This is a genomic window from Enterococcus sp. 9D6_DIV0238, from assembly GCF_002174455.2.
In the GTDB taxonomy this organism is placed as follows: Bacteria; Bacillota; Bacilli; order Lactobacillales; family Enterococcaceae; genus Enterococcus_L; species Enterococcus_L dunnyi.
Genome location: NZ_CP147246.1, coordinates 2,818,165 through 2,841,416, shown reverse-complemented (window position 1 = coordinate 2,841,416; position 23,252 = coordinate 2,818,165). Strand labels below are relative to the sequence as shown.

Annotated in this window: 23 protein-coding genes; 1 reads left to right on the top strand and 22 read right to left on the bottom strand. The window is 37.5% G+C overall.

Going from position 1 to position 23,252, the window contains the following annotated elements; genetic code table 11:
• Positions 1-196 precede the first annotated feature (196 nt).
• The 19 genes from A5889_RS13365 to A5889_RS13275 form a co-directional block, all read right to left on the bottom strand.
• Entirely contained in the window at positions 197-481 is a 285-nt protein-coding gene (locus A5889_RS13365; RefSeq protein ID WP_087639293.1) for a hypothetical protein, read from the bottom strand.
• Positions 482-1,492 carry a DMT family transporter gene (locus A5889_RS13360; protein WP_087639292.1) on the bottom strand — a complete coding sequence of 337 codons (1,011 nt, stop codon included), beginning with the start codon at positions 1,490-1,492 and terminating at the stop codon, positions 482-484.
• A gap of 19 nt (positions 1,493-1,511) precedes the next feature.
• Entirely contained in the window at positions 1,512-1,796 is a 285-nt protein-coding gene (locus A5889_RS13355; protein ID WP_087639291.1) for a BMC domain-containing protein, read from the bottom strand.
• 535 nt (positions 1,797-2,331) lie between these two features.
• A complete protein-coding gene (locus tag A5889_RS13350; protein WP_242585674.1) occupies positions 2,332-3,192 on the bottom strand; it encodes a MerR family transcriptional regulator in 861 nt (286 codons plus the stop codon).
• 225 nt (positions 3,193-3,417) lie between these two features.
• The gene (locus tag A5889_RS13345; RefSeq protein ID WP_087639290.1) at positions 3,418-4,179 is read right to left on the bottom strand and encodes an alpha/beta fold hydrolase; all 762 of its coding nucleotides are present in this window, start codon (positions 4,177-4,179) and stop codon (positions 3,418-3,420) included.
• Positions 4,180-4,203: 24 nt separating this feature from the next.
• On the bottom strand, positions 4,204-5,124 hold the full coding sequence (locus A5889_RS13340) for a hypothetical protein (protein ID WP_087639289.1): 921 nt from the start codon (positions 5,122-5,124) through the stop codon (positions 4,204-4,206).
• 325 nt (positions 5,125-5,449) lie between these two features.
• Positions 5,450-5,878 (bottom strand): pyridoxamine 5'-phosphate oxidase family protein, encoded by a 429-nt coding sequence (locus tag A5889_RS13335; protein ID WP_087639288.1) that lies wholly within the window; start codon positions 5,876-5,878, stop codon positions 5,450-5,452.
• Positions 5,879-6,057: 179 nt separating this feature from the next.
• Complete coding sequence (locus tag A5889_RS13330; protein WP_087639287.1) at positions 6,058-6,321, bottom strand: hypothetical protein; 264 nt, start codon at positions 6,319-6,321, stop codon at positions 6,058-6,060.
• Positions 6,314-6,688, bottom strand: coding sequence for a hypothetical protein (locus A5889_RS13325; RefSeq protein ID WP_087639286.1), 375 nt, complete (start codon positions 6,686-6,688; stop codon positions 6,314-6,316). The genes A5889_RS13330 and A5889_RS13325 overlap by 8 nt, the downstream gene beginning before the upstream one ends.
• A 1-nt stretch (position 6,689) precedes the next feature.
• Positions 6,690-7,988, bottom strand: a complete 1,299-nt coding sequence (locus tag A5889_RS13320) for a hypothetical protein (protein WP_087639285.1) — start codon at positions 7,986-7,988, stop codon at positions 6,690-6,692.
• Positions 7,981-8,730 carry a tandem-type lipoprotein gene (locus A5889_RS13315; RefSeq protein ID WP_087640381.1) on the bottom strand — a complete coding sequence of 250 codons (750 nt, stop codon included), beginning with the start codon at positions 8,728-8,730 and terminating at the stop codon, positions 7,981-7,983. The genes A5889_RS13320 and A5889_RS13315 overlap by 8 nt, the downstream gene beginning before the upstream one ends.
• A 120-nt stretch (positions 8,731-8,850) precedes the next feature.
• Positions 8,851-9,153: a WXG100 family type VII secretion target gene (locus A5889_RS13310; RefSeq protein WP_087639284.1), complete on the bottom strand. Its 303-nt coding sequence runs from the start codon at positions 9,151-9,153 to the stop codon at positions 8,851-8,853.
• A gap of 411 nt (positions 9,154-9,564) precedes the next feature.
• Complete coding sequence (gene rpmG / locus A5889_RS13305; RefSeq protein ID WP_002296119.1) at positions 9,565-9,714, bottom strand: 50S ribosomal protein L33; 150 nt, start codon at positions 9,712-9,714, stop codon at positions 9,565-9,567.
• Positions 9,715-9,832: 118 nt separating this feature from the next.
• The gene (locus A5889_RS13300; RefSeq protein ID WP_087639283.1) at positions 9,833-11,965 is read right to left on the bottom strand and encodes a peptidoglycan D,D-transpeptidase FtsI family protein; all 2,133 of its coding nucleotides are present in this window, start codon (positions 11,963-11,965) and stop codon (positions 9,833-9,835) included.
• A gap of 177 nt (positions 11,966-12,142) precedes the next feature.
• Positions 12,143-14,083 (bottom strand): threonine--tRNA ligase, encoded by a 1,941-nt coding sequence (gene thrS / locus A5889_RS13295; RefSeq protein ID WP_087639282.1) that lies wholly within the window; start codon positions 14,081-14,083, stop codon positions 12,143-12,145.
• A 375-nt stretch (positions 14,084-14,458) separates the two neighbouring features.
• Positions 14,459-14,638, bottom strand: coding sequence for a 2-hydroxymuconate tautomerase (locus A5889_RS13290; RefSeq protein ID WP_087639281.1), 180 nt, complete (start codon positions 14,636-14,638; stop codon positions 14,459-14,461).
• 21 nt (positions 14,639-14,659) lie between these two features.
• On the bottom strand, positions 14,660-15,253 hold the full coding sequence (locus tag A5889_RS13285) for a class I SAM-dependent methyltransferase (protein ID WP_087639280.1): 594 nt from the start codon (positions 15,251-15,253) through the stop codon (positions 14,660-14,662).
• A 65-nt stretch (positions 15,254-15,318) separates the two neighbouring features.
• Positions 15,319-16,791: a L,D-transpeptidase family protein gene (locus A5889_RS13280; RefSeq protein ID WP_087639279.1), complete on the bottom strand. Its 1,473-nt coding sequence runs from the start codon at positions 16,789-16,791 to the stop codon at positions 15,319-15,321.
• Positions 16,792-17,198: 407 nt separating this feature from the next.
• Positions 17,199-18,065: an aminoglycoside 6-adenylyltransferase gene (locus A5889_RS13275; protein WP_087639278.1), complete on the bottom strand. Its 867-nt coding sequence runs from the start codon at positions 18,063-18,065 to the stop codon at positions 17,199-17,201.
• A 179-nt stretch (positions 18,066-18,244) separates the two neighbouring features.
• On the opposite strand from A5889_RS13275, the gene A5889_RS13270 reads away from it, so the two are divergent.
• Complete coding sequence (locus A5889_RS13270) at positions 18,245-18,805, top strand: YdcF family protein (protein ID WP_422389704.1); 561 nt, start codon at positions 18,245-18,247, stop codon at positions 18,803-18,805.
• Between the two features lie 281 nt (positions 18,806-19,086).
• On the opposite strand, the gene A5889_RS13265 is transcribed toward A5889_RS13270, so the two are convergent.
• From A5889_RS13265 to A5889_RS13255, 3 genes are all read right to left on the bottom strand, one after another.
• Entirely contained in the window at positions 19,087-20,184 is a 1,098-nt protein-coding gene (locus A5889_RS13265; protein ID WP_217884287.1) for a DUF916 and DUF3324 domain-containing protein, read from the bottom strand.
• Between the two features lie 98 nt (positions 20,185-20,282).
• A complete protein-coding gene (locus A5889_RS13260; protein WP_087639277.1) occupies positions 20,283-21,023 on the bottom strand; it encodes a WxL domain-containing protein in 741 nt (246 codons plus the stop codon).
• A 60-nt stretch (positions 21,024-21,083) separates the two neighbouring features.
• The gene (locus A5889_RS13255) at positions 21,084-23,246 is read right to left on the bottom strand and encodes a hypothetical protein (protein ID WP_422389719.1); all 2,163 of its coding nucleotides are present in this window, start codon (positions 23,244-23,246) and stop codon (positions 21,084-21,086) included.
• Positions 23,247-23,252 lie beyond the last annotated feature (6 nt).

Sequence of the window (23,252 nt, the reverse complement as noted above, 5' to 3'; positions counted from 1 at the left end):
ATTTGATTGTGACTCTCTTTGTCACAAATCAATTTTGTCTTTTTTCCGAAGAGCTAGCCCATGAAGCTGAACAATCAAAGAGCCAAGCTGACTCAATAATTTCAAAAGAAAATAGTAAATCCCAACTGAGACGCCTTTGGCTCATTCACAATTCACATTCTCTCAGAGAAATTTCTCTACATAACAAGCTAAATCATTACATCACTCTGTACACTTTATCTACATATTTCTCAACTGTCGTTCGGCCTTCCTCTGTGATCGTATACGACATAATCAATTCTTCCTGATCATCTAAACAATAATTCGTCAATTCAACTAGACCATTGGCTTCTAAAGCCATTAAATGCTCTAAATATAATTTCTCATTGAACTGCTTCTCATGCCCATACTGAGGTTTCAATTCCTCCATGATCTTTTTTACGTCTAACTCTCGTTGATCATACATTTGATTCAGTACAGCTGTCCGGCTAGGTAAAAGCATTTACGCTTCCCCCTTTCTAAAGAAGTCCAACGGATTCATCGTAACTAAAATCGCTCCGATCACGATTACGATCGAACCGATGACCATGGTCGGTGTAACTGTTTGACCTAAGAAGATCACACTGAAGATCACGCCCCAAAATGCATACGTTACATTCAGCGACATCCCAACAGCAGTCCCCACCATCGCATTCGCTTTATACCAGGTCAAGAAAGAAATTCCTGCGCTTAGTCCAGATAATAACAACCACATCACTGGTGTCCCAGCAGCTAACGTCTTAAATAATAAGCCTACACCACCAACAAACGGTAAAACCAAAATCATCACGAATAAACCAGATACTAATTCACGTAAGTTGACTGCTACATCTGTATCGATCATCGCACCGCCGAAACTTGAAAAGACTCCTTCTAAACCCCAAGAAACAGCTGCAATCAACGCACAGATAATTCCTAATGTAAAATTCGGTGCGCCTTCTGGTTTGACCATATTGATCACGATCGCCCCCATCACACAAACCACCATTCCCAAAACAATTCTTGCTGTTGGCTTCTGCTTTAAGAAAATCCATGAGAACAATGCGCCGAACAAACTACAGGTAGCAGAAATTGGGATCGCATAAGCGCCAGCCATTGCTAAACCAACAAGATAAGCCCCATTTGCGATCGGCCCACCTAATAAGAACCCGATCACAAGCATTTTTCCCGGCTTTGTTTTTACCATGCGAATTATTTCCTTTAATCGTCCATGCTTTGCGTTATAAAATAAAAGAAAAATACCAGCAAAAAAATCATTTAACCCTGAACAAACAAATGGCGCAGCTAAAAATCCTGCAGCACTGATCAGCGGATCATAACCACTGGCAACTACAACTAAAGTAGAGTAGATCCCATAAGTGATCCCTGAAACAAGCCCGTTCGTAATCCCCTTGACTTGAAATCCTTTGCTAACTTCTTTCATTTTTAGATCTGCATTTGAACTTGCACTCAGAATACTTTTTTCACTATTCATTGACGTTTCCCCTAACTATTTATTTGGCTTTATTTGCTGGCAAAATATTTTCCACTTCACCATGTGGGCGTGGTATCACATGAACGGATAAAAGCTCTCCTACACGTTCAGCAGCACTTGCGCCAGCATCAGTCGCTGCTTTCACTGCGCCAACATCTCCGCGCACCATCACAGTAACGATTCCGCCTCCAACAAATTCTTTCCCGATCAAAGAAACATTTGCTGCTTTGACCATCGCATCTGCTGCTTCGATCGATCCGATCAATCCTTTTGTTTCTACCATTCCTAATGCATCATATTTCATCGTTTGTTCCTCCTAAAATAGTTACCGTAAAACGGTTTCATTTCTTCTATCACTCACTTTACAGTCTTACCTTAAGGGAGCAGTCAAGAAGATTTTTTTTCTGAAACACATCTTTTACCGGGTAATACAGCTTTCCCTTCTCAATTATCCTGTATAAATGAGAATCTATTCCTGTTATAGTACGCAAAATATAATGGAAACCGTGTTTTATAACAATCAAATGATTAGATTGATTTTACTTATCGAAAAAGAACAACTCTTTTGCGTTGATACAGAATTTGTTGTTTTTTTCACATGATCGATTTCTGAGCAAATCTATCTTGCTCATTTTTTCACTTTTAAAGAGGAAGCACAATCCAAAAATAACGTAAAAAGTAAAAGAAAACTCTGATAAAACAATTCCGAATATACTTTTTATAACAATAAAAAAAGGTTGCCCTTAAGGGCAACCTTCAATAATTATTTATTTGATAAACAAAATCGACTTCCATGGACTCTGTTAGTTACAAAATCCATACAAGCCGATCTCACAATCCTATTTTCTATTTTTTTCCGCTGGAATCAATAGTTCGATCACAAAATTATCAACATTCATGGTAGACCAATAATCGATCACATAACGTTCATACACCTCATCTGAGCATTGATAATCATGTTCCTTTGCCCATAACAGCATCTTTTTATATTGCTGACAAATCTCAGCTGGATCCCCTAAATAATAACTGGATAAAAACATCTGGCCACCAAAAAAAGTCGTCGGCATCTCACTATTTGCAATACTGACAGGTTTTTGCATCACATTCATTTTACGGGACTTACAGGCCATTTTCTCCTCACAGTTCTCAAAGTGAAGAATCACAGGACCCGTAATTTCACAATCCTGCTCCTCCAAATAATTGACCCAAGGAATATTGATCACCGCATCCATATAGTTATAACAAAAATCCTGTTCCATAAATACATAGCTTTCACGGTCCAAATATTTCACATTGACATTTTGCAGCTGATTTTCAATTGCGATCGATCCTTCTCTCAACAAACCGATCCAGTCTGAGACGGCTGTATAACTATTACGAATACGTTGTTCTTCTCGTTTTAACTCAGACAGCTTCGTTAGAAAATTCGTCTCTTGATAAAAATAGTCTCCAGTGTTCTGCACATTACCCATTTCCTGTAACTTAAAGCCCATCTGCTTGTAATACTTGATGACAGGAATCAAATTCATAGTCTTTTCCGTATAATAACGGTAACCATTTTCCAAACTAACATGATCTGGCGTCAACAAGCCCAATTGTTCATAGAAACGCAATGTTTTGCGGGAAACATTACAAATCTTTGCCACCTCACCAATCGAGTACATTTGATTTACATTCGTACAGTTTTCCATTTTATTCATTTGCCTATCTCCAATAAACGCAACCCCTTACATTATTCATAATACGCGAAAGTTTGTCAAGAGCGATTCTAAGAAATGAACTTCATTTTCCATTATTAACGCATATTTTCAATGAATTAAAACGAGCTATTTTAAAAAGTGCGGAACAAAACGAATGATCGATTTTGTTCCGCACACTAAATCTGAACAGGCTGCTTCTTGCTATTCAGAGGAAAATACTTTGCTTTAGTCTCTTAAATTCTCCTCAAACCATTCTGCCACAACATCCATCATTTCACCTTTCACTAGATGACCTTCTCCTTCGCCAGTCATAAAACGACTGTTTCGAGCATAAGCTTCATCTGAAATCAGCTGATAAAAGTCTGCCATATCTTCATAGGGAATTTTAGGATCTTTCGTACCATGCCAGAACAAAACAGGTCGTTCCGCTATTTTTTCAGGTGCTTTTGATAGGTCATAATGTGTGACCCAACTTTGCAGTAACGGCAAATCCTTAGGTACAAAATAATTCATTTCAGCTGCCCGCTCCATTACCCGTTCGATGTAGCGTAAGGGGGCTGGCGTTCCCATCATACAGGCTGCCGTATTGATTTTCGGATGCTGAGTTAGTAAAGCACACGTCGTGATCCCGCCCATCGAAACACCACCTACACCTATTTTATTATTTTCGATCAGCTCAAGCTTTTCAAAATGACGAATCAGTTGTGAAAACTCTATGATATTGTATTGGATGCTAGACCAAAATGTCACAGACGGAATCGGTGATACAGGACCTGTTTTACGTTCACCATGATTCATAGCATCCGGTAAAATCACCCGCATCCCTTTTCTCGCTAATTTTCGTGCTTGAGTCAATGATAATTCCTTAGCCGACTGCCAGCCATGATAGTAGACGACCAAAGGCAAAGCTTTGTTTTTTTCTTCTTCTGAAACAACTTCCAGTACAGGAATTTTTTTGATATAGCGATGTCGAATACTGATTTTCACTCTTATCACTCCTTCATCGATGATTCAACGAAACTGCTTTTTCCGCAGTCTGCGTCTTTTTCTTCTCTTTAGAATAACTCTTAAACGCAACAATATCAAAATTGCTGCAAATAGCCCCAATAGCCATTTTAACATCAATAATGCGACTGCCACTATTTTATTCACACGCACTGGCGTTTTATAGCTGTTTTCTATCTCCTGTAATTTTTTTTGCGAAATTTGATATGTCGTCCGCCCTTCATTTAAAATATCGAGGGCATTCGCATAGTTTCCTAAACCATCACTGGCTCTTAGATACATTTTACCTGGCTGACCCTCTCGGTTTAGATCAATCGTAAATTTTCCATTATTTTCTACAACAACTTCCTGATAATGATACTCATCATGATCTGTATAAAACAGCTCTACTTGATAGGTACTTTTAGAAGCAAACATTTTTATCTCTCCAGATATCTTTGTTTTTTCCTTATCAAAATCGATGCTAGAAAAAAAAGCCGTTGGCTGATCACTACTCACCACATAGGGAATATTTTTATAGTGATAGATTTCATCATCCTCTGAAATGATATATAAATCTGTTGTAAAAATACCTAGTTTATCCGTGCGAACGGGATTCTTTTCATAGTAGATTTGTTTGACTTTGAGCTTATCTCTATAATAAATCGTCTCTACAAATCCAGCATAAACATTGGCTGGACTATTTAGTACAAAATTTGCAAAATACTGATATGGTCTTTTTTCAAATGGAAATGTTAAATACGTCTCTCCTTTTTTCTTTTTGATTTTTGTTGTCTTACCATTGAGTACTTGTTTTCGCATATATTTCCTCGACAGCTCATTCGACGAATCAAACTTGCTTTCAGAAGAGTCCGTTACGTCTTCTGCATAAGAAATACTAGGAAAAAAAAGTACCCATAAACTAATGATAACAATCAATTTTTTCATAGAAACTCCTCCAACACCTTTGTACCTACCCTTTGAGATGAACGTTCATTTAATGACATCCTTACATTCCTTATTAAATAACAGTTGTCCCTCTAATTAGAGTATAAAGAATTTACAGCGTAAAGCAATGGATATTTGATGTTTTTAAAGTAAATATAGGAAAATAAGAAACAGTTTGACTTCTTAAACTTAATCTAATAGCATAAAAAAATGCACAAAACCTCCTTTCAGAGATTTCATGCACTCATGAACTATTTTCAATTTGTAAATAACTTTTGCTCAATAAAAATCATCAGCTGTAAATCATTTTGATTTAGCTCATCCTTCAATGATCATCAAAATCATCCACATCTTTCCAAAAGGTTTTTGTTTGAGAATGAACCTTCACAGTATAGACTTCAAAAGAAAGAACGACTGGATTCTCATGATTCAACTCTTTTTGATAGTGATTCAAACGATCTTTGAGTAGTTTGAATTCTTCGATGTCCTCAACGCTGAAAATCCCTTTTAACAAAACACTTTCATGCCTGGCTTCATCAAAGCAACAAACATTGCCTTTTTTATTATGCAGAATATTTTCCACTGTTTGACCATTACCATTTACATAAAATTTAAGATTGTAAAAACTCGCTCTAATGATGGGTTTTGACACTACGATCGTATTTGGAAATCCGTTCCGATCATTTGTGGACAGCAAAAATGAGTCACACGTTGCCAATAATTCTTTTGCATGTTCGATTATTTGTTTATCCATATGCTTCACCTTTACATTCTTTTCTAAAATATAACATGAAATGGCAAATAGAAATAATGATATGATGAAGAATGGAGGAAATTTATAATTAAACATAAAAAAGACCCTATTTCCATTATTCATGGTACACGGCCCATTCATTTCAAATCAAGACTCTTATTTTAGAACATCAAGTATAGTTATTGTTCAAACCCTTTGGCAGTTTCTTTAAATGATTGCTGAGCTGTCTTGACCCATTGTCCTTTTGCTGTCGCATTAAATTTCTCTATATAGGCACTACTATCCGCCTGTATTTCATCAAATGCTACTGTTTCCATTTGCTTCGTGATTAATTTTGCATTCTCAGAGATCGTGACATGCTGACTAGCCGTAACTGTGCGAATAATCGTTTTTTGTAACTTTTTCTGAATCTCTTTAAATGCTTTGCCGACATCATCAAGCATCTGCCTCACTCCTCTCTTTTTGACAAGCGATCATTTTCTCTTCATAGCCAAGTGTTTGTTTTTTATGCTCGAAGGCAATTTCTTCTTGCTTATCTTCTAGCAATCGTTCTTGCTCTTTCGCCAAAAAAAGACCTTCTTCCTGTGCCTCATCAATAAGATGATACACCTGAGATAATTCTATCGGAGCTTGTTCTTCATGTCTTCCTAGCGTATAACGAACTGCATTACCTGTCTCTTCCATCTCTCGAATGAAACGTTGTTTTTCTTGAAAAAGTTGGTCAAATTGATCCGAAATCTTTCTATTTTCTCGGATAAAATCGTCCTGTACCTGCTCTAATTCTCTTCTATATTGTTTTTCTTGTTCCATCTTAATTTATCCCCACCAGTTGCGCCAAACTTTTATCTGCCTGTATTTGTTCGTCTATTGCTTGTTTAGTCTGTTCAATCAATTGATCGTATTTCTCTTCATGGGCGGTTAATTTCGCAAGGGATGCTTCAAGTTCTGCCTTAGGTTGGTGGCGTATGCGTTCCTCAGTTGCCCTACCTTGGTTTAAGCTCTCTAATTGCTCCCCGCTAGAAAGAACAGAACCCACCGTCCCCGCATCAGATAAAGTATCTATCCAGTGTCTGTCTTTATCCGCTATTGCTTGCTTATATGCTACTTTTAACCCATCTAGTGTTACTTGGAGGGTTGCTTTCATGCCACGAGTTAACGCTAACGCTTCGGAAGCATCTAAATAAATTTCTTGTGAAGAAGTCAGACGTCCGCCACCTTGTTTTAGAAATTTCTTTTTTAAATTTGAAAGCTCCTTTAGTTTCTGCCTCGTAGAAGCTTCTGCCATTTGTTGACCAATAATTTTATTTACTGTTGTATATTTTCCTAAAGATGAGCGAATAAACTGTTGTTCTTTGTCTGTCAAGAAGCCTGTAATCGAATGCCCTTTCCCATTAGGGATCGTTACCCGTTGCCCAAAATAATATGCTTTACCAAGATCAGACAACCCCGTCAACATATCTTTACTGGAGGCAATATGGATCACATTTCCTTTATAATCAAAGAAGCGTTGTTTCATATCAGCCGCAGAAAACGCTCGCTCGCCTAATTTCCAGATTGGACTATTAAAAGTGGTTAGTAGTTGTAAATAATCATGTGAAACTGGGGCGGGGTTATACGTTACAATATTCGGGATATCATTTCCCACACCTAAAATAACGCTATCTCTTCCGCCTTTTGAATGTCCTGTGATCGTACCTACGGGGTATTTTTCTTGCAATTTATTGATAAAATCATTTCCAGATGCAAAATAATTAGACGATGGGTTTGACCCATTGAACGCGATTGAAGCATCGGCAAGATAATCTTTCATTGAATCGATCGTTCCATTGTCGGCATTTGTCCCCGCTATACCAACCGTAACAATGCCTGTATTACGATCTCTGAAAGCGACACCGCTTAAACTTGTATCTTTATTTAAAAATGAGTCCACGTATTCGAGATTTTGAGGGAACTTATTATTTTTTTGAAACTCTCTTATTTGGTCACGTATCCGATCTTCTTTTAACCCTGCATATTTACCATTTTCTATCTCATAAGCAATAGCAGAAACTGCACTTGTTGTTTCTGAATTTCCTTTAAGTCCCTTATCTTTTAATTGATAGTCACTCATTTGTCATATCCTCCTCACTTGATCGTTGATAATCTATCGATGCTCTATAATAAACTGACGGATCTTTTGAGAATTGAAACGTCAATTCTTTCGCCCCCACAGAAGAGCCTTCTAAATCACCCCGCCCACTCAATGACAAGGTGGGAGCTTCTTCTGTTGGAATATCATATCTCTTTCTCAGTTCGTTTACATTTGCATCGTCATTTGTTAATCGATACTCAAGGTTATACATAGGAACTTCTGGGTTATACATTTTTTTTATATTTTCATAACGATCTAGTTTTTCAAATGAGCCATACTGTACAAAAAATTGGAAGTTCAATATTTTCTCTTTTAGCTTAGGATCAGAAACCTCGTTTGTTAGATGAAACCCATTTTCATCATAAGTTACAGGAAATCGTTCTTCCGTATCATCCTCTATGTCTTTGGCATACATCGATTGATAAAAATATCCTTTCGCAGTTCGAGTATTTCGATTCATCCGTAACACCATACCTTCACTGTACATAGGTGACTCTTTTGTTTGCGCAATATTCATACTAGAAATAAGCGACCATACACCTTTATCATCTTTGTCAAATTCATCATCTCTGTATCCTTCCATGTCATAAAAATCCAGTAAATTCTTTGTTGGATAAACTGATAACACCTTATCGAAACTCTGTTCTAATTCGGCTTTACCTTTTGTTTCACAGCCACTCAATACACTTGCCATAAATATTCCTCCTATTATGACTAACATCATTTTTTTCTTATTCAACGTTATGACCTCCAGTCTATGTACACAAGATAAGCAACTGAGTTTTACCTGCTTTGCTTATTCTAGAGAAAAACAGGAACTTTACAGCTCCTGTTTATCCTTTTATAGCCCTCTGCCAATTGCAGAAGATATATTTTGATCTGTTTCTTCCATGATCTGGGCAACCTCGTTTAATTGCTTGTTGATTTGTTCCAACAATTCTGCAAACTCACTCACTTTTGGTTTTAACGCTGTGAATTGATCGTTGAAACTATCAAAACCTGATCCTTCCCAGTTTCCTTGGATTGTATCTTGTTCTGTTTGTAACTTCTGTAAAATGTCGTTCACTTGGTTTGAACCATCCGTATATTTAGTTGCTGAGGTTTTTAGTTCTTGTGGTGATAATTTAATGCGATCTCCTGCCATAGTTCATTCTCCCCTTTTTATTCGAAATGGATTACCATAATAGTTTAACATATCGTGCAGAATATTTTCATCAAATTATTTACTAATCTCGATAATTTTTGATAAAAAACGGTCATAATGTGATGAATAGTTTAAAAAAGGTTATACGTGCCGTGAAAGGATTCTATTTAATTGTATTTGCTTTATATGCTTTTTAAAGCTGTAGTTAAGCATAAGAACTGCTTGAACATAGTTCCATTACAGAAATAATGGATATCTATACCCATCTGACTGATAAAACAAAGTAAGAAACTGTTAAAAAATTAATTAGATTTGCTAATTTTTAGCTGATGGTATTCAAAACTATTTATAAACAAACAAAAAACGCTCAAACCCTTATACGACAAGGGTTTGAGCTCATAAATAAATTTTTTATTTTGTTTCACGGTGTAAAGTAACTTTTCTTTCACGTGGGCAATATTTTTGTTTTTCCAAACGATCAGGATTGTTACGTTTATTTTTGCTTGTAAGGTAGTTACGTTCTTTACAAGAAGTACATTCTAAAGTAATGTTTACGCGCATGTGTTTTCCCTCCTATATCTAATTTCGTATTCCTAAGATATTTCTTAGCCTCAAATATCATACCATGTTTATTCATGAAATTCTACCCTTTTAGCTAAATTTGTAAAGGAAAACTACTTTACGAATTTTTTTCAGCTTTGTAGGCTGCATACTCATTTACGATCGCCGTTACCATCGATTGATTTGGTCTGCTGCTTTCACTTGTTAAATGCGGTAGAATCACACTCACAGCGATTTCAGGGTCATTTGATGGTGCATAAGCGACAACATTACTATTTACAGTAATATGTTCTCCTACGTTAGTTTCCGCCGTACCGGTTTTTGCTGCAATATCTAAAGCTGCTCCCTGCATATAGCGCCCCGTAGTAAAGGTATCATTGCCGTGAACTACATTATAAAAACCATTCTGGATAATTTGCATTTGTTCCGGTGTGATATCCACCTTATTTAATTCTTTTGGTCCCATAGCTTCTTTTAACTCACCGATCGAACCATCTGAATTGTTGTTATAAATGCCTTCAACAACACGTGGTGCGTACCGCGTACCACCATTTGCAACCGTCGAAGCATATTGAGCAAGCTGCATCGCTGTATACGTATCATACTGACCAAAAGATAAGTCAAGTAAATGTCCTGGCATTGGTGCATATTCAGGATCATTGAACGCTTTGTTTGAAAGTCCAGTTTCTTCTCCCGGTAAGTCTATCCCTGTTGAGACCCCCATACCATATTCCCCAAATGTTTTACGTAAAACTTCAAATAGTGTTGGGTCACCTGTTTTATACGGCAGCTGCATGTTGTATTCATAGTCTGTATTCATCATTTTCAAGACTAATTTCATCATATAAGCATTCGAAGAATATTCTAACGCTTTTTCTGCTGTTAACGGAATCTGATTTCCTACGATTTGATTGTTAAACACCGAAGCTTTCTGCTTACTTCCATAAATTTGGATCGGTTCATCGATCAGTACATCATTCCCGGAAATCACACCTTGTTCATAACCAGCAGAAATCGTTGCACCTTTTACTACAGATCCTGGTTCAAATGCTTTATTGATCGTTGCCAATGGATTAGAAGTCAGCTCATTCGTTGCCGGATCTCTATCCAAAGCAACCATGGCCATAACATTTCCATTTTTAGGATTCATGACAACGACATAGGCACCATCTGAGTAATTGGCATTTCCGGTTGCTAAAAGCTGTTGATACTGTGCACGAACAACTGCATCGATCCTTGCTTGAAAATCCATATCGATCGTCAATTTCAAGTTTTCGCCTTTTTCACCATTAGAAATCGGTGTTTGCGTCACGATATTCCCTTCACTATCCAGTGTTACTTCTGAGATCGATTTTTTGCCTTGAAGAACATCTTCGTATTGTTTTTCTAAATAGCTTGTTCCGACACGATCATTCAACTCATACCCTTTTGCTAAGTATTCATCGGCTTCCTCAGCAGGCAGTCCAGTTTTCTCAGAAGAAACTTTCCCAAGTATACTTGTCAGATCTGTCTCATGTGGATATTCACGATCCCAGTCCATTCCTGTTGAAACACCAGCGATTTCTGATGTGTGTTCTCCAATAATTGCGATCTCGTCCTGTGTCACGCCTTCGTTTTTGATAAAGGCTGTATTTAGCTCTTGAACAGCATTCATCCGTTTGAAAATAGTCGCGACCTGCATCGTCTGCTCATCGAAATTGATTTCTTCCGGAGTAACTTTTTCCACGGTTTTGACATATAACGTACCTTCATCGGTAATAGCATTGCCCTTTTCATCCACTTTATCTTTATCCGTCAAACGTTTTTGTGCCGTTTTTAGATTATCTGGATTTGCCAGCCAGAAGTCCTTCTTATCACGTTCTGTTAGCTCATCCGCTGGTACATGGATCAACTCATTTACCTTATACGCAATATCAACTAAATCCTTTGCCTGCACTTTTTTCCCGCGAGTATAGGTGATAGCTAAATTTGATTTATTGCCGACTAAAATATTGCCGGAAGCATCATAAATTTGCCCACGTGGAGCACTGCTTTTGATTTTCAGAGTCGAATTGGCATCGACTTTTTGAGCATATTCCTGTCCTTCTGCGATCTGTAAATAACCTAAGCGGACGATCAATGCGACAAACAATCCAAAGATGACGAAAAATAATAGATTCAATCGAAATGGGATATGGGATTTTTTGGTCCGCTGTGTATCTGGTTCTTCATTTTCATTTTTTAATTTATCTAAAAAGCTCATTTTTTTCATTTATCCTAGTCCTTCCATATGAGAAAAGTCTTGCCCCTCTATTGTAACGAAAAAATGCAAAAAAAAATAGAGGGAATCCTCTTACTAAGTAAATATTTAAAATTTCTTCTAATTTTGTTCTAAAAAAACAGCGCAAAGGAATTTACCCTTGCACTGTTTCTCTGATCAAAGCATTGTTTATCTTCTGCTGTAGTTTGCCACATCTGCAACCATACTGTCTACAAAGATATTTAGATCCATGACATCCGTCTCTTTACTACCATAGCGACGGATATTGACAGTTGCATCATCCATTTCCTTATCGCCGACAACAACTTGATAAGGAACTTTTTGTGTTTGAGAAGCCCGAATCTTATAACCCATTTTTTCGTTACGGTCATCTACTTCAACACGTAAGCCTTGTTCTTGTAGACGTTTTTTCACTTCATAAGCGTAATCAGAATGCGCTTCTACAGAAACTGGAATAACAGTCGCTTGGATCGGTGACAACCAAGTTGGAAATGCACCTTTATAAACTTCTGTCAGGTATGCGACAAAACGTTCCATTGTTGATACGATCCCACGGTGGATAACAACTGGACGATGATTGTTTTCACCATCTTCACCTACGTAAGTTAGATCAAAGCGTTCTGGTAATAAGAAGTCCAATTGGATAGTTGATAGCGTTTCTTCCATGCCTAAAGCAGTTTTTACTTGAACATCTAATTTAGGTCCATAAAAGGCCGCTTCTCCTTCAGCTTCAAAGTAATCCAGTTCCATTTCATCCATAGCAGCTTTCAGCATTTCCTGTGCTTTTTCCCACATCGCATCATCATCAAAATATTTATCCGTATTGTTCGGATCACGATAGCTTAAGCGGAAACGGTAGTCGTCGATATTGAAATCTTTATACACCGCTACCATAAGCTCTAATGTACGTTTGAATTCCTCTTTGATTTGATCTGGGCGAACAAATGTGTGACCGTCGTTCAAGGTCATTTCACGCACACGTTGCAAGCCAGATAATGCGCCTGATTTTTCATAACGGTGCATCATACCAAGTTCAGCAATTCGAATCGGTAACTCACGGTAACTGTGGATATCATTTTTGTAGACCATCATATGATGCGGACAGTTCATCGGACGAAGAACGAGCATTTCGCCATCACCCATATCCATTGGCGGGAACATATCTTCATGGTAATGATCCCAGTGACCAGAAGTTTTATATAAATTCACATCTGCCATAATCGGTGTATATACATGTTGATAACCTAAACTGATTTCTTTATCAGTGATATAACGTTCGATCGTACGACGAATCGTTGCACCTTTTGGCAACCAGAACGGTAATCCAGAACCAACTTCTTGAGAAATCATAAATAAGTCTAGCTCTTTCCCCAATTTACGATGGTCACGTTCTTTCGCTTCTTCACGCATTTTGATAAATTCTTTTAATTCTTTTTTATCAAAAAATGCTGTTCCATAAATCCGCTGCATCATTTGATTATCAGAATTCCCTCTCCAGTAAGCGCCAGCTACAGATAATAATTGGAAGACTTGGATTCGTCCAGTTGACGGTACATGAACGCCTCGGCAAAGATCAACAAAATCACCTTGATCGTACACTGTGATTTCTTCATCAGCAGGCAGATCAGTGATCAGCTCAACTTTATATGGATCATCAGCAAACAATTCCAGTGCTTCTTCTTTTGTGACTACTTTGCGAACGATCGGGTTATTTTCTTTCACGATCTTCATCATTTCAGCTTCGATGGCTGGTAAATCTTCTGCCGTTACCGCATTCTCTCCATTATCAGTATCATAATAAAAACCCGAATCAATTGCAGGACCGACACCGAACTTAATGTTCGGAAATAAACGACGAAGTGCATTCGCCATCAAGTGCGCAGTCGAATGACGTAAAATTCCTAACGCATCTTCATGATCAGGTGTCACGATTTCAAGACTTCCGTCTTCTTCGATCGGACGAGTTAGATCGATTAATGTTCCGTTTAATTTCCCAGCTAAAGCTTTTTTAGCTAAACTGTTGCTGATACTTTTAGCGATATCCAGTGTTGATGACCCAGCGTCAAACTCTTTGACTGCACCATCTGGAAATGTAATATTGATTGACATTTTGTTTCCTCCTTAAGAATGTTTATGATTGAAAAGATCGATTGACACACAGTAGTTTTTTCAAAAATTTGTTGAAATAAAAAAAGTCCTAGCATTCGATCATATAATCGAATACTAGGACGAAAAATTCGTGGTTCCACCTAATGTTTAAACACAGCAAATAGCTACGTTCCTCAAACGTGTTAACGGTACGACCGCCTTTGCTTCGACAAAGGTTGGAAAAAGTGGTCATTCCTTGTGCTGGTCTGGAAAATTTTCAGCCGAGATTTCCCTCTCTAATAGACTGCCCGCAAGTTCAGTTGTCTTTCTCATCAATCATTTATGAATTAATTTAAACACTTCTTTAAATAAAAAGCAAGCATTAATTCAAACAGATCATTTCTTCCACTCGCCGCCTTGAGCATAACGGTCTTTTTTTAACTCATTCACGATCACATGAATATTCTCTTTCGGCGCACCAGCACTTTTTTCAACAGCTTCTGTAATGTCTTTCACCATATTCGTCAATTGTTCTTCGGATCGTCCTTCAATTAATTCTACATGTACAAATGGCATATTTTTATCCTCTTTTCTATTTTATTTTTCAGCACGAAGAAGAAACATTGAGGCATCTTGTCTCATAAACAATTCTTCTCCGTGATAGAATGTTTTACTTTGAACTGTCTGAAAACCAATTTTTTCTAGTTCAGCTTTTAGTTCCACTTGATCGAAACCATTATGGACCTTCTCATGACTGACCTTTTCATTCGTATCGAAATCAACGATCAATAAAGCTCCTTCTGGCGTTAACACTTGGTACAGAGCTTCTAAAATTTCTTGTGTATTTGGGATATGCAGCAGAACCAACGAAACAATGATCATATCCGCTTTTTGTTGCGGAACATGTTCACTAGAAAAATAGTCTACACTTGTCTTAGTATTTTTTAGTTCCATCTGTTCAACTTTTTGATCGACGATTTTGATCATTTCTTTAGATGGATCCACAAGAAGTACATGTTCAAATCGATCAGCTAATTGTAACCCGATCAAGCCAGTGCCGCAACCGTAATCTAAAAGTGTTTTTCCAGCTGTCAGTCCTAAATGCCTTTCAAGTTCGTTTAGAATCATTTGAGCTAATTCTAATTGTTTTGGTGAATCATAATGTGAAGCAATTCGATCAAACACACTCACCGTTCATTTTCCTCCATTCCTATACTAGTGAAAAAGAAGCCCATAAAGGACTTCTTTTTGTTCTCTTACGCTGGTTCACCATAATCAACTGGTTTATCAAATTCTCCTGGAGCATCATCGTAGATATGTCCATAAATAATGACTGGCATTCCTGCATACGCACCATTAAAGATTTGTGCAACAGCATCTCCCGGTGTATTGATACATCCGTTGCTTCCAAAGTTTGTCTTATAGGCTTCTTTGTTTCCAAAGTATTCAGCTTTATAATCAGCATCGTGAATACCGATTTGTGTGACTACACCACCATAACTCTTCAAAGGCATCCAATATTTTACTGGCACACTATACTCTGAACCATCCAGCATTTCACCTTCTAGTTTTGTATCTGTGTCTTTATATAAAATCGTATGGAAACCAGGAACAGTTGCCGTTCCTTTATTATAACGACCAGTGATCACATCGGTTTCAACGACTTTAGCACCATCTTTAAAGAAATACATTTTTTGATCATTTAAATCGATCTCAACATAATCTTTATTGACCGTTGATGATTGAGTAACATCTCCATCGATCGGTACAGTGATTTCTTCTGTTTCTTTTTCACTATTGATTGCTTGAACGATCAAATCTCTTGTTTGCGGCATATTGATATCCCAGCCGTAGCTGCCATTGTTCTTATATTTCGTTGTTACACCATGAACGTTTGTAAAAATGATTGGTTTGAAAATCGAACCATATTTTTGATTTGTTTGTTCTACCCAAGCATATACTTTATTTGGATCAACATCGCCTGACTCATTCATAAATGATTGTAATTCTTCTTTAGTCAGTGTCAATTTTTCACCATTGATATCTAAAGTGATCGACTTGTTTTCTTTTTTAGATAATACCGCTAATTTATCCTGCAGCCCTTTATCATCTTTAGTCACAGCAGGTTTTTGATAGAAGTCTTTCACATCATAAACATATGTGCCTTTATTTTCGTCAATGTCTTTCAAAACCTGAGCGATCAAGGCTTCCTTATCCACCGTTGTTCCAAGCTGTTCTGGCACGATTTGATACACACCATCAACTTTTTCGACTTTAGCATCTTGACTTGGTGTTCCTTCTGCGAATGAAAGTGCACCCAGCTTATTTTTCAGCTCGTTTTTATAATCTTCATTGATTGGCAATTTGATGGAACGATTGCTGATGCTTTGTTTCAAATATTCTTCTGTGATCTCATACTTTTCAGGTAATTCGATCGTTTCTTCCTTGCCGTCAGCTTTGATCACTACTGGCTCAGACTTGTTCAATTCCTCTAATTTTTTCTTTGCATCCTTGACACTCAAGAACCCGATATCTACACCATTCGCTTTAGCAGCGACGAAAAAATGAGATTGAAAATAAAAGAGACCAACTGTAAATACCAACGATAAACCGATCAGTAAGCCGACAACCGGTACTAACCAACGGTTTTTCTTTTTGTTTGAATGATTGTTATTTTGAGGGGCTCTTCCATTCTTAGCTGAGCGGCTGACTGTTTCTTCATTTTCCATTGAGCTATCTTCCTTTTTTATGATTTGTATGCTGACTTTGATTCAATACGTTTCCCTAATTAAAATAGCAGAAAAGAAGCCATGCTTCCTTTAATTGTTTAAAATATCTCACGAATATAAAATAAGTAGCTTTATTCGATTAGTGTAGTTAAAATTCTGACAATCTTCAATTAATTTGCTTATATATGAGAAAAATTTATTTTATATGTATAAATGCTTAATTTTACTTTTTTTCAAATATAAAGGAAATCGTATGTATCAAAATTTGATACAGTGCACTTATCATTCTACCACACATCAGGGCTAGGAAAAAAGCCCATTTTCTAATAACTTTCACTAATTTCCAAATTATTTATAAATGATTTAAGTAAAATAAACTCTTAATGTTCTTTTATCCTTCTATTCCTTCAGTACTGCTTGTTTTCTGATAATAAGTAGTGTTTTTTTGTGTAAGTCATTACTTTTTCTGCTTGACTATGATCATAACCAAAATGGTTCATTTGTGAAAAAATTCGTGCGTAAGAACAGAATGCCTTTTGTAGTAAAATCAAAGAGTCCCATAGTTGTTCACTATTTGACATCCTCATCGTCTTTGACAACAGCTCATTATGCTTATCCGACAAGTAGTTCGGCAAATATTTATAGTTTTTCCCGACACTGATTGCATAATCATTTTCTGCCCCCACTTGCCAGCTCAACAATCGTAAAAGCTCTTTGCGGCAATGTTCATATAGATGATCAGCAGCATACAGTAATTCATTTCGGCACAGTCCTTTGACTACATAAGTACTCACCCACCAAAATTCATTGCAGCAATCCAAAAATTCTTCTTGTGTCGGCTTTTTGACCCAATAATCCTGATCTGTCGCTTGAGATAAAATAGGCAGTATCTGTATTTTATCCAATAAAATTTCCGCCAAACGGTCTCCCTCATTCCAATTGTTTGCCTGCTCTTTTGGACACAAAGTCAAATCGATCCGATTTCCATCCTCAAAAAGCATTAAATATGTAAAACGTCCATTTTTAGTTACAGGGAACAACGTCATAGTTTCTGGCGTCTGCATGATCAAACGTGTACCGAAGCGATCGATCCACTCTTGATCCTCAATAAATGGGGCAACAGCATCAACGATATAGACAATATCAAAATCTTGAAATGTATCCTTTGGCACCCGCTGATTTGTCCTTGAACCATTCATTCCTACAGCTAAGATTCGAGAATCATTTTTAGCGGTATCTAAAATCAAGCGAAGCATTTCTTGCTCTGTTCTCATATGTCTCTCCCCTTTCATTCAAGTCATATATAGTGTACTATAAATGACTAACGATATTATGCTTTTCTAAAAAAAGTTAAAAATAGTTTAAATAAAATAAATTGCCCGCCACTACTTTCGTTTATCTACTAAACTGAATAATGAAAGGTTGTGGTATGGTGAAAAGGATGAAACAAATCGTGGTCATAATAATTGGTATTGGAACAATATATGCTGCCGTTGTTCTAGCAATGATTTTTAGCGGGACAAAGGATCAACCCATAAAGAATCCAGATACTGTCTTGATTTTAGGTGCGCAAGTCAAAGGTTCTTCAAAAGATAATGCCTATCCAAGTGCTGTCTTAAAAGAAAGACTTGATGCCGCGGTTCCCTATCTGAAGGAGCACCCAGAAGCAACAGTGATCGTCTGCGGCGGCCAAGGAGCTGATGAGCCTGATAGTGAAGCAAATGTCATGGCTGAATATTTAAGAGTCAAGGGAATTCCCGACACTCAAATTTTAAAAGAGGATACCTCTACCCGAACCAAAGAAAACATTCAGAATGCACAAAAAAAACAATCACTCGGCAAAACGGTCATCGTAACTAGCGATTTTCATATCTATCGATCAAAATTATTAGCCAAACGCTTAGGAATTTCTAGTATTAGCGGGCTTCCAGCTGTTTCAAGATCCTCAGCAAAAATCAAAACTTATATTAGAGAAGTTTGTGCCTTAGGATATGGCCTAATTTTTGATCATTGATCGTTACGAATTAAATACTACTATTTCTGCTTCATCTGGTTTATCTCGTATGTCAAAAGATAAATCAGATGATTTTTTTAATAAACGGAAATCTAACAAAAAATAGCCCACCCTCGGGGAAGGGCGGGCAAGGAGTTAAAAATGAAAAAGTGTTTTGTTAGGGTTGTTTGTTTGGTATGAACTAATAATACTGCTCAACTGTGAAGAATTTGTGATATTTATGTTTGCATTCTGTTACTATTGTTTAACTATTTTAAGTTACGTGATATATTCGGACTTATCTATTTTTCTTTTTCATTTAATTGATCGAGATTCTTTTTCAATTCATCATATTTTTCTTGGTGCACTTGCTGCGTCTTCTTCATTTTCTGTTTGAAATAATAAATGATGCCAATGATAACTATAAGAAGTCCGATTCCTACACTGATTACGATCACCCAAGGGAATTGTTTTTTTGGTTCAGGAGGTAAATTCACAGCTGTTGCATTATATTTTTTTACTTCTTTTTCTTTTATGTCAAATTTCCGTTCCCAAGTCCAATCTTTGTAGCCATCATTCGCTTTGATTTTTACTGTATAATTCCCTGCTACAAAGGGTTGTTCTTTTAAATCGATTCGATAGTTGAAATTGGTGTTGGGAGCCATCGTCAGAGCTTCTTGATGGTTTTCATAGCGCGGCTTTTTCTCCTGCTCATAATAAAGTTTTGCATCTACCTGCAGCTTTTTGATCATTGCTGATTGTTTATTCTGAATATTCATCGTGACAATATTGTTTCCATTGAACTGGTCTGCCTTAACCTCATTCAAAGCTAACTCTGGTCTCACTTCCTGATCCGTTTCACTCAGCAAAACTCCAACGACGTAAGAAAAACGATTCCCGATAGCTACGGCTTCATTTTTATTCGTTTCTTCTGCCTCATCTTTCTTCTGTTCAAAGTATAGTCCGCCTAAAACATAACCATCAAATGATTTTTCCGGCATTGTAATGATACATTCTACAATTTTTTTAGATTTTTTTGCCAAAACGATTTCTTCCGGCATCTGCGCTATTTCACTAAACGTTATTGCAGCTGATGGGTCTTTTTTCGTCTTCTTATGAGAGTAATCAGCGATTCCATTATCATTGGTAATCGCTGAATTGGCAGAAGTGACGACCGTGATATCACGGTCCGTATCATTGGTCAATTCGATATCGAGCGTTTGTTTTTGTCCGGGTGTTACCCTCAAATCGAAATAACTGGCATCTTGACTTCGCTGGTTTTCAGGTAAAATAGCTCTTACAGAAAAATCCATTTCATTCGCATAGACATTATGACCAGCAACAAAAGAAATAAAGAATAAAATTAGTGCGAAAGCTTTTTTTAACCTACTCTTAGTCATCATAAAAACTCCTTTTAGATACCTTTAATGTAATTGAAAAGAGCACGATTCATTTCTTGAATTGTACTCTTTTCAGAAATTACTTAAATCTGTCTTATCTATAATGGTGTATCATCTAAAATCCAAGTCAGTGTTGTTTTGTATTGGCTTGAAGCGACCTTTTTGGTTGCTGTAGGCACTGTTAATTGCACCCCTTGTGCAGCACTTGCACCTGTACCAAAGGCAAGCGTCCAAGTACCCATTCCAGTTGAAGCTGCAGCAGTTGCTACTCGAGACGTTGCAGCACCTGTTGGGTCTAAGATCACTGGCACTGAAACTGGCGCTAAAGCAATCAACTGAGTTGAATTTGGTGTCGCGGCTAGAAAGCTTAAAACAGCATTATCTAAAACTGCTGGCGTCGTATCGCTTGTCGCAAATTGTGCATCTTGTTTTACTGATAACTTCCACCCTAAATTCAACCCACGTTTATCTGTTACCTGCGCATAGTTTGGTACACTGATAAGATTTCCTCCACTATTTTGAACTTGATCCAGTTGGGCATAGTATGTAGCACTTCCCGGTTTAATTTGCTGTGTGCCAAAATGAAAGTTAGAAACATAGTCGATACTCAATGGGCCTGCGGTTCCAGGCTGATGAGGATCTGCTGGATTTGGTGTCACAGGTTGTGTCGGATCGGTTGGATTCACTGGGGACGTTGTTGAATTGTCTAAAGCGAATGTAATATCTGCATTTGATTTGATCGTACCTGCTTGTGCTGCCTCAACGCTGCTTCCACCAAAGAAACTAAAAGAAATCACTAATGCAGTAAACACGCCTGAGATAAAGAATACCTTTTTCATTTTTACTTCCTTCTTTCCATTTTTTTATTTTAACTTCCTGATTAAAGAAGCTAAAGCAATTTAAATTGGTGTATCAGATAAAATCCACTGTAATTCAGCTGTATATGCCTCATTTACATTTATATTGATATCTGGACCTATTTTTAAAAACAGTCCATTCTGCTGATTCCAAGGGATCTGAACGTTCGTATCATCTGCTGCTGTATAGGCATACACTTCTGAAGCTAACGTAGTAATCGGATAATCAACCCCGCTTTTCCGGTAAGCAAACGCCTGATTGACTGTTTTACTTGTTGTTGTCGAGTGCATCGCTTGACTTTCTCTAACAAGCAAATGCCATTGACTTTTTGTCACACGACCGTCTGCAATAACAAGAGGAGCGTTTATATTACTAGGACTGTAAGCAGTTGTTTTATTTGGAATCGGTATTTTAGTGAATGAAATTTGTGTAGGAGACTGAACAAATCGTAATGCACCGCTTTTTACTGTTGTAGAAGCGATACTGCTTTGAGTAGGAATCGCTGTTCCTCCACCATCACTCCCGTTGATCGTATCTAAAAATGCAAGGGTTTGATCTACAGCTCCATCAGCTACAACTCCTGTATATTGCAAGATAAAACTGGTATTGGCTTCAGTAAAATTATTCGCTGCTAATGTATTTTGATAATACCAATATTGTGTATTTGAATTCGTATCTGTTAAGAGCTGAACACCCAAGACTGGTGTACTGACACCAGCTGCTGATTTTTTCGTCAACGTTGCTGCACTTAATTGCGTTAAACCGGCTGGAATCGACGATTTCAATTGTTGGTTCATCCATGTTGCTGGTTGATTAATTAAAGTAGCCGTCAAGGTATAACGAACAGTTTGACCCGTAACGACCGATGATGCAGACTCCCAATTGCCTTGAGCATTTCTACGTTCAATCGTTTGAACGAGTGAGATTTGTGGAACTGGATAAGGAACTGTCCGTATGAAATCACTACTTGCTAAAAGCTGAGCCCCTGTACGTGTACTTAGACCTTGGATCCAGATTTTGACAGATTCTCCACCTTGGAAAGTGGGTAACCCGGAAAACAGAAAACTTCCGTTAGCGTTTAAAGAAGTAGTATAGGTCGTACCGTTGTTTATTTGTAATTTCACTTGATAACTCCCCAGTGAAGTTTGTGTTGCTGTTCCTGATAATTGAGTTGCCCCGCCGACTACTGTGATAGCACTGACTGGATTGATCGTCCAGCTCACTGTTCGAAGTGTTGAAGATGCACTTTGAACATAATCCGTATTTGTCTTGGATCTAGCATAAACGATCGAAGATAGCGTATCACCATATTCAAGCGCAGAAGATAATGTTGTACTAAAATTTCCCGAACTGTCTACTGGTATATTGTTAACAATAATCGGTGTCGTTGTCCCATCTGTATGATTGATGGTGAGCTGAACGGTATAATTATAGCCGCTGTCTTGTGTCTGCTGGATATTCCCGGTCACATTTGTTTGAAGATGGGAAAGTGTATTGACGCTAGCAGGCGTGACACGCGGCACTGGATATGTGCCTAAAACCAACTGCGTTTTATTGATCGTCCCTGTTTTAGTATTGTTTCCGACAATGATACTGATTGCCCCTAACCCTGTGCCGACATCTGTAAAGGTTCCTCGAATCGGATAATTTGCCCCTGTGGCTGCTGGAATCGAGATCCCACGTTTATACATCGCACCAACATCAAAGGAGAGAGAAACAGACCATTTAGTTCCTGGAAGTAAAACTAATGAACTCGTTGGAAACGTCACATAAATGGAATTATAAGTATTACTGTAGGATAAGCTGACTGAATTCGTCGTACTATGGATATCTTGATTTGTGGTTCCAGGATAGCTGACTGTCCCTGTGAGTAAAGCTAAAAAATCCTGCTGCTTTGTAACATCGTTGTTTATTTGGTTAGCGATCTCAGATGGCAGTTGTATAGCGATGATTGGTTTATCATTGATTGCTAATCCAATAACAGTAATGCTATAGTCATATGAAATCGTAACAATGTCCTGTCCATATGAACCGCTGGCTACTGAAGAACTGAGTGTACTATTTCCGACAGAAACTGTTCGAGGATCTGGTGCCACATACTCTTTGACATCTGTAGGAACGGTTTCATTTTCTACGACTTCTTTTTTGCTATTGATTGTTTCCTCTGTTTGATCTGTTGATTGGATATTTATTTCTGATGACATCTCACT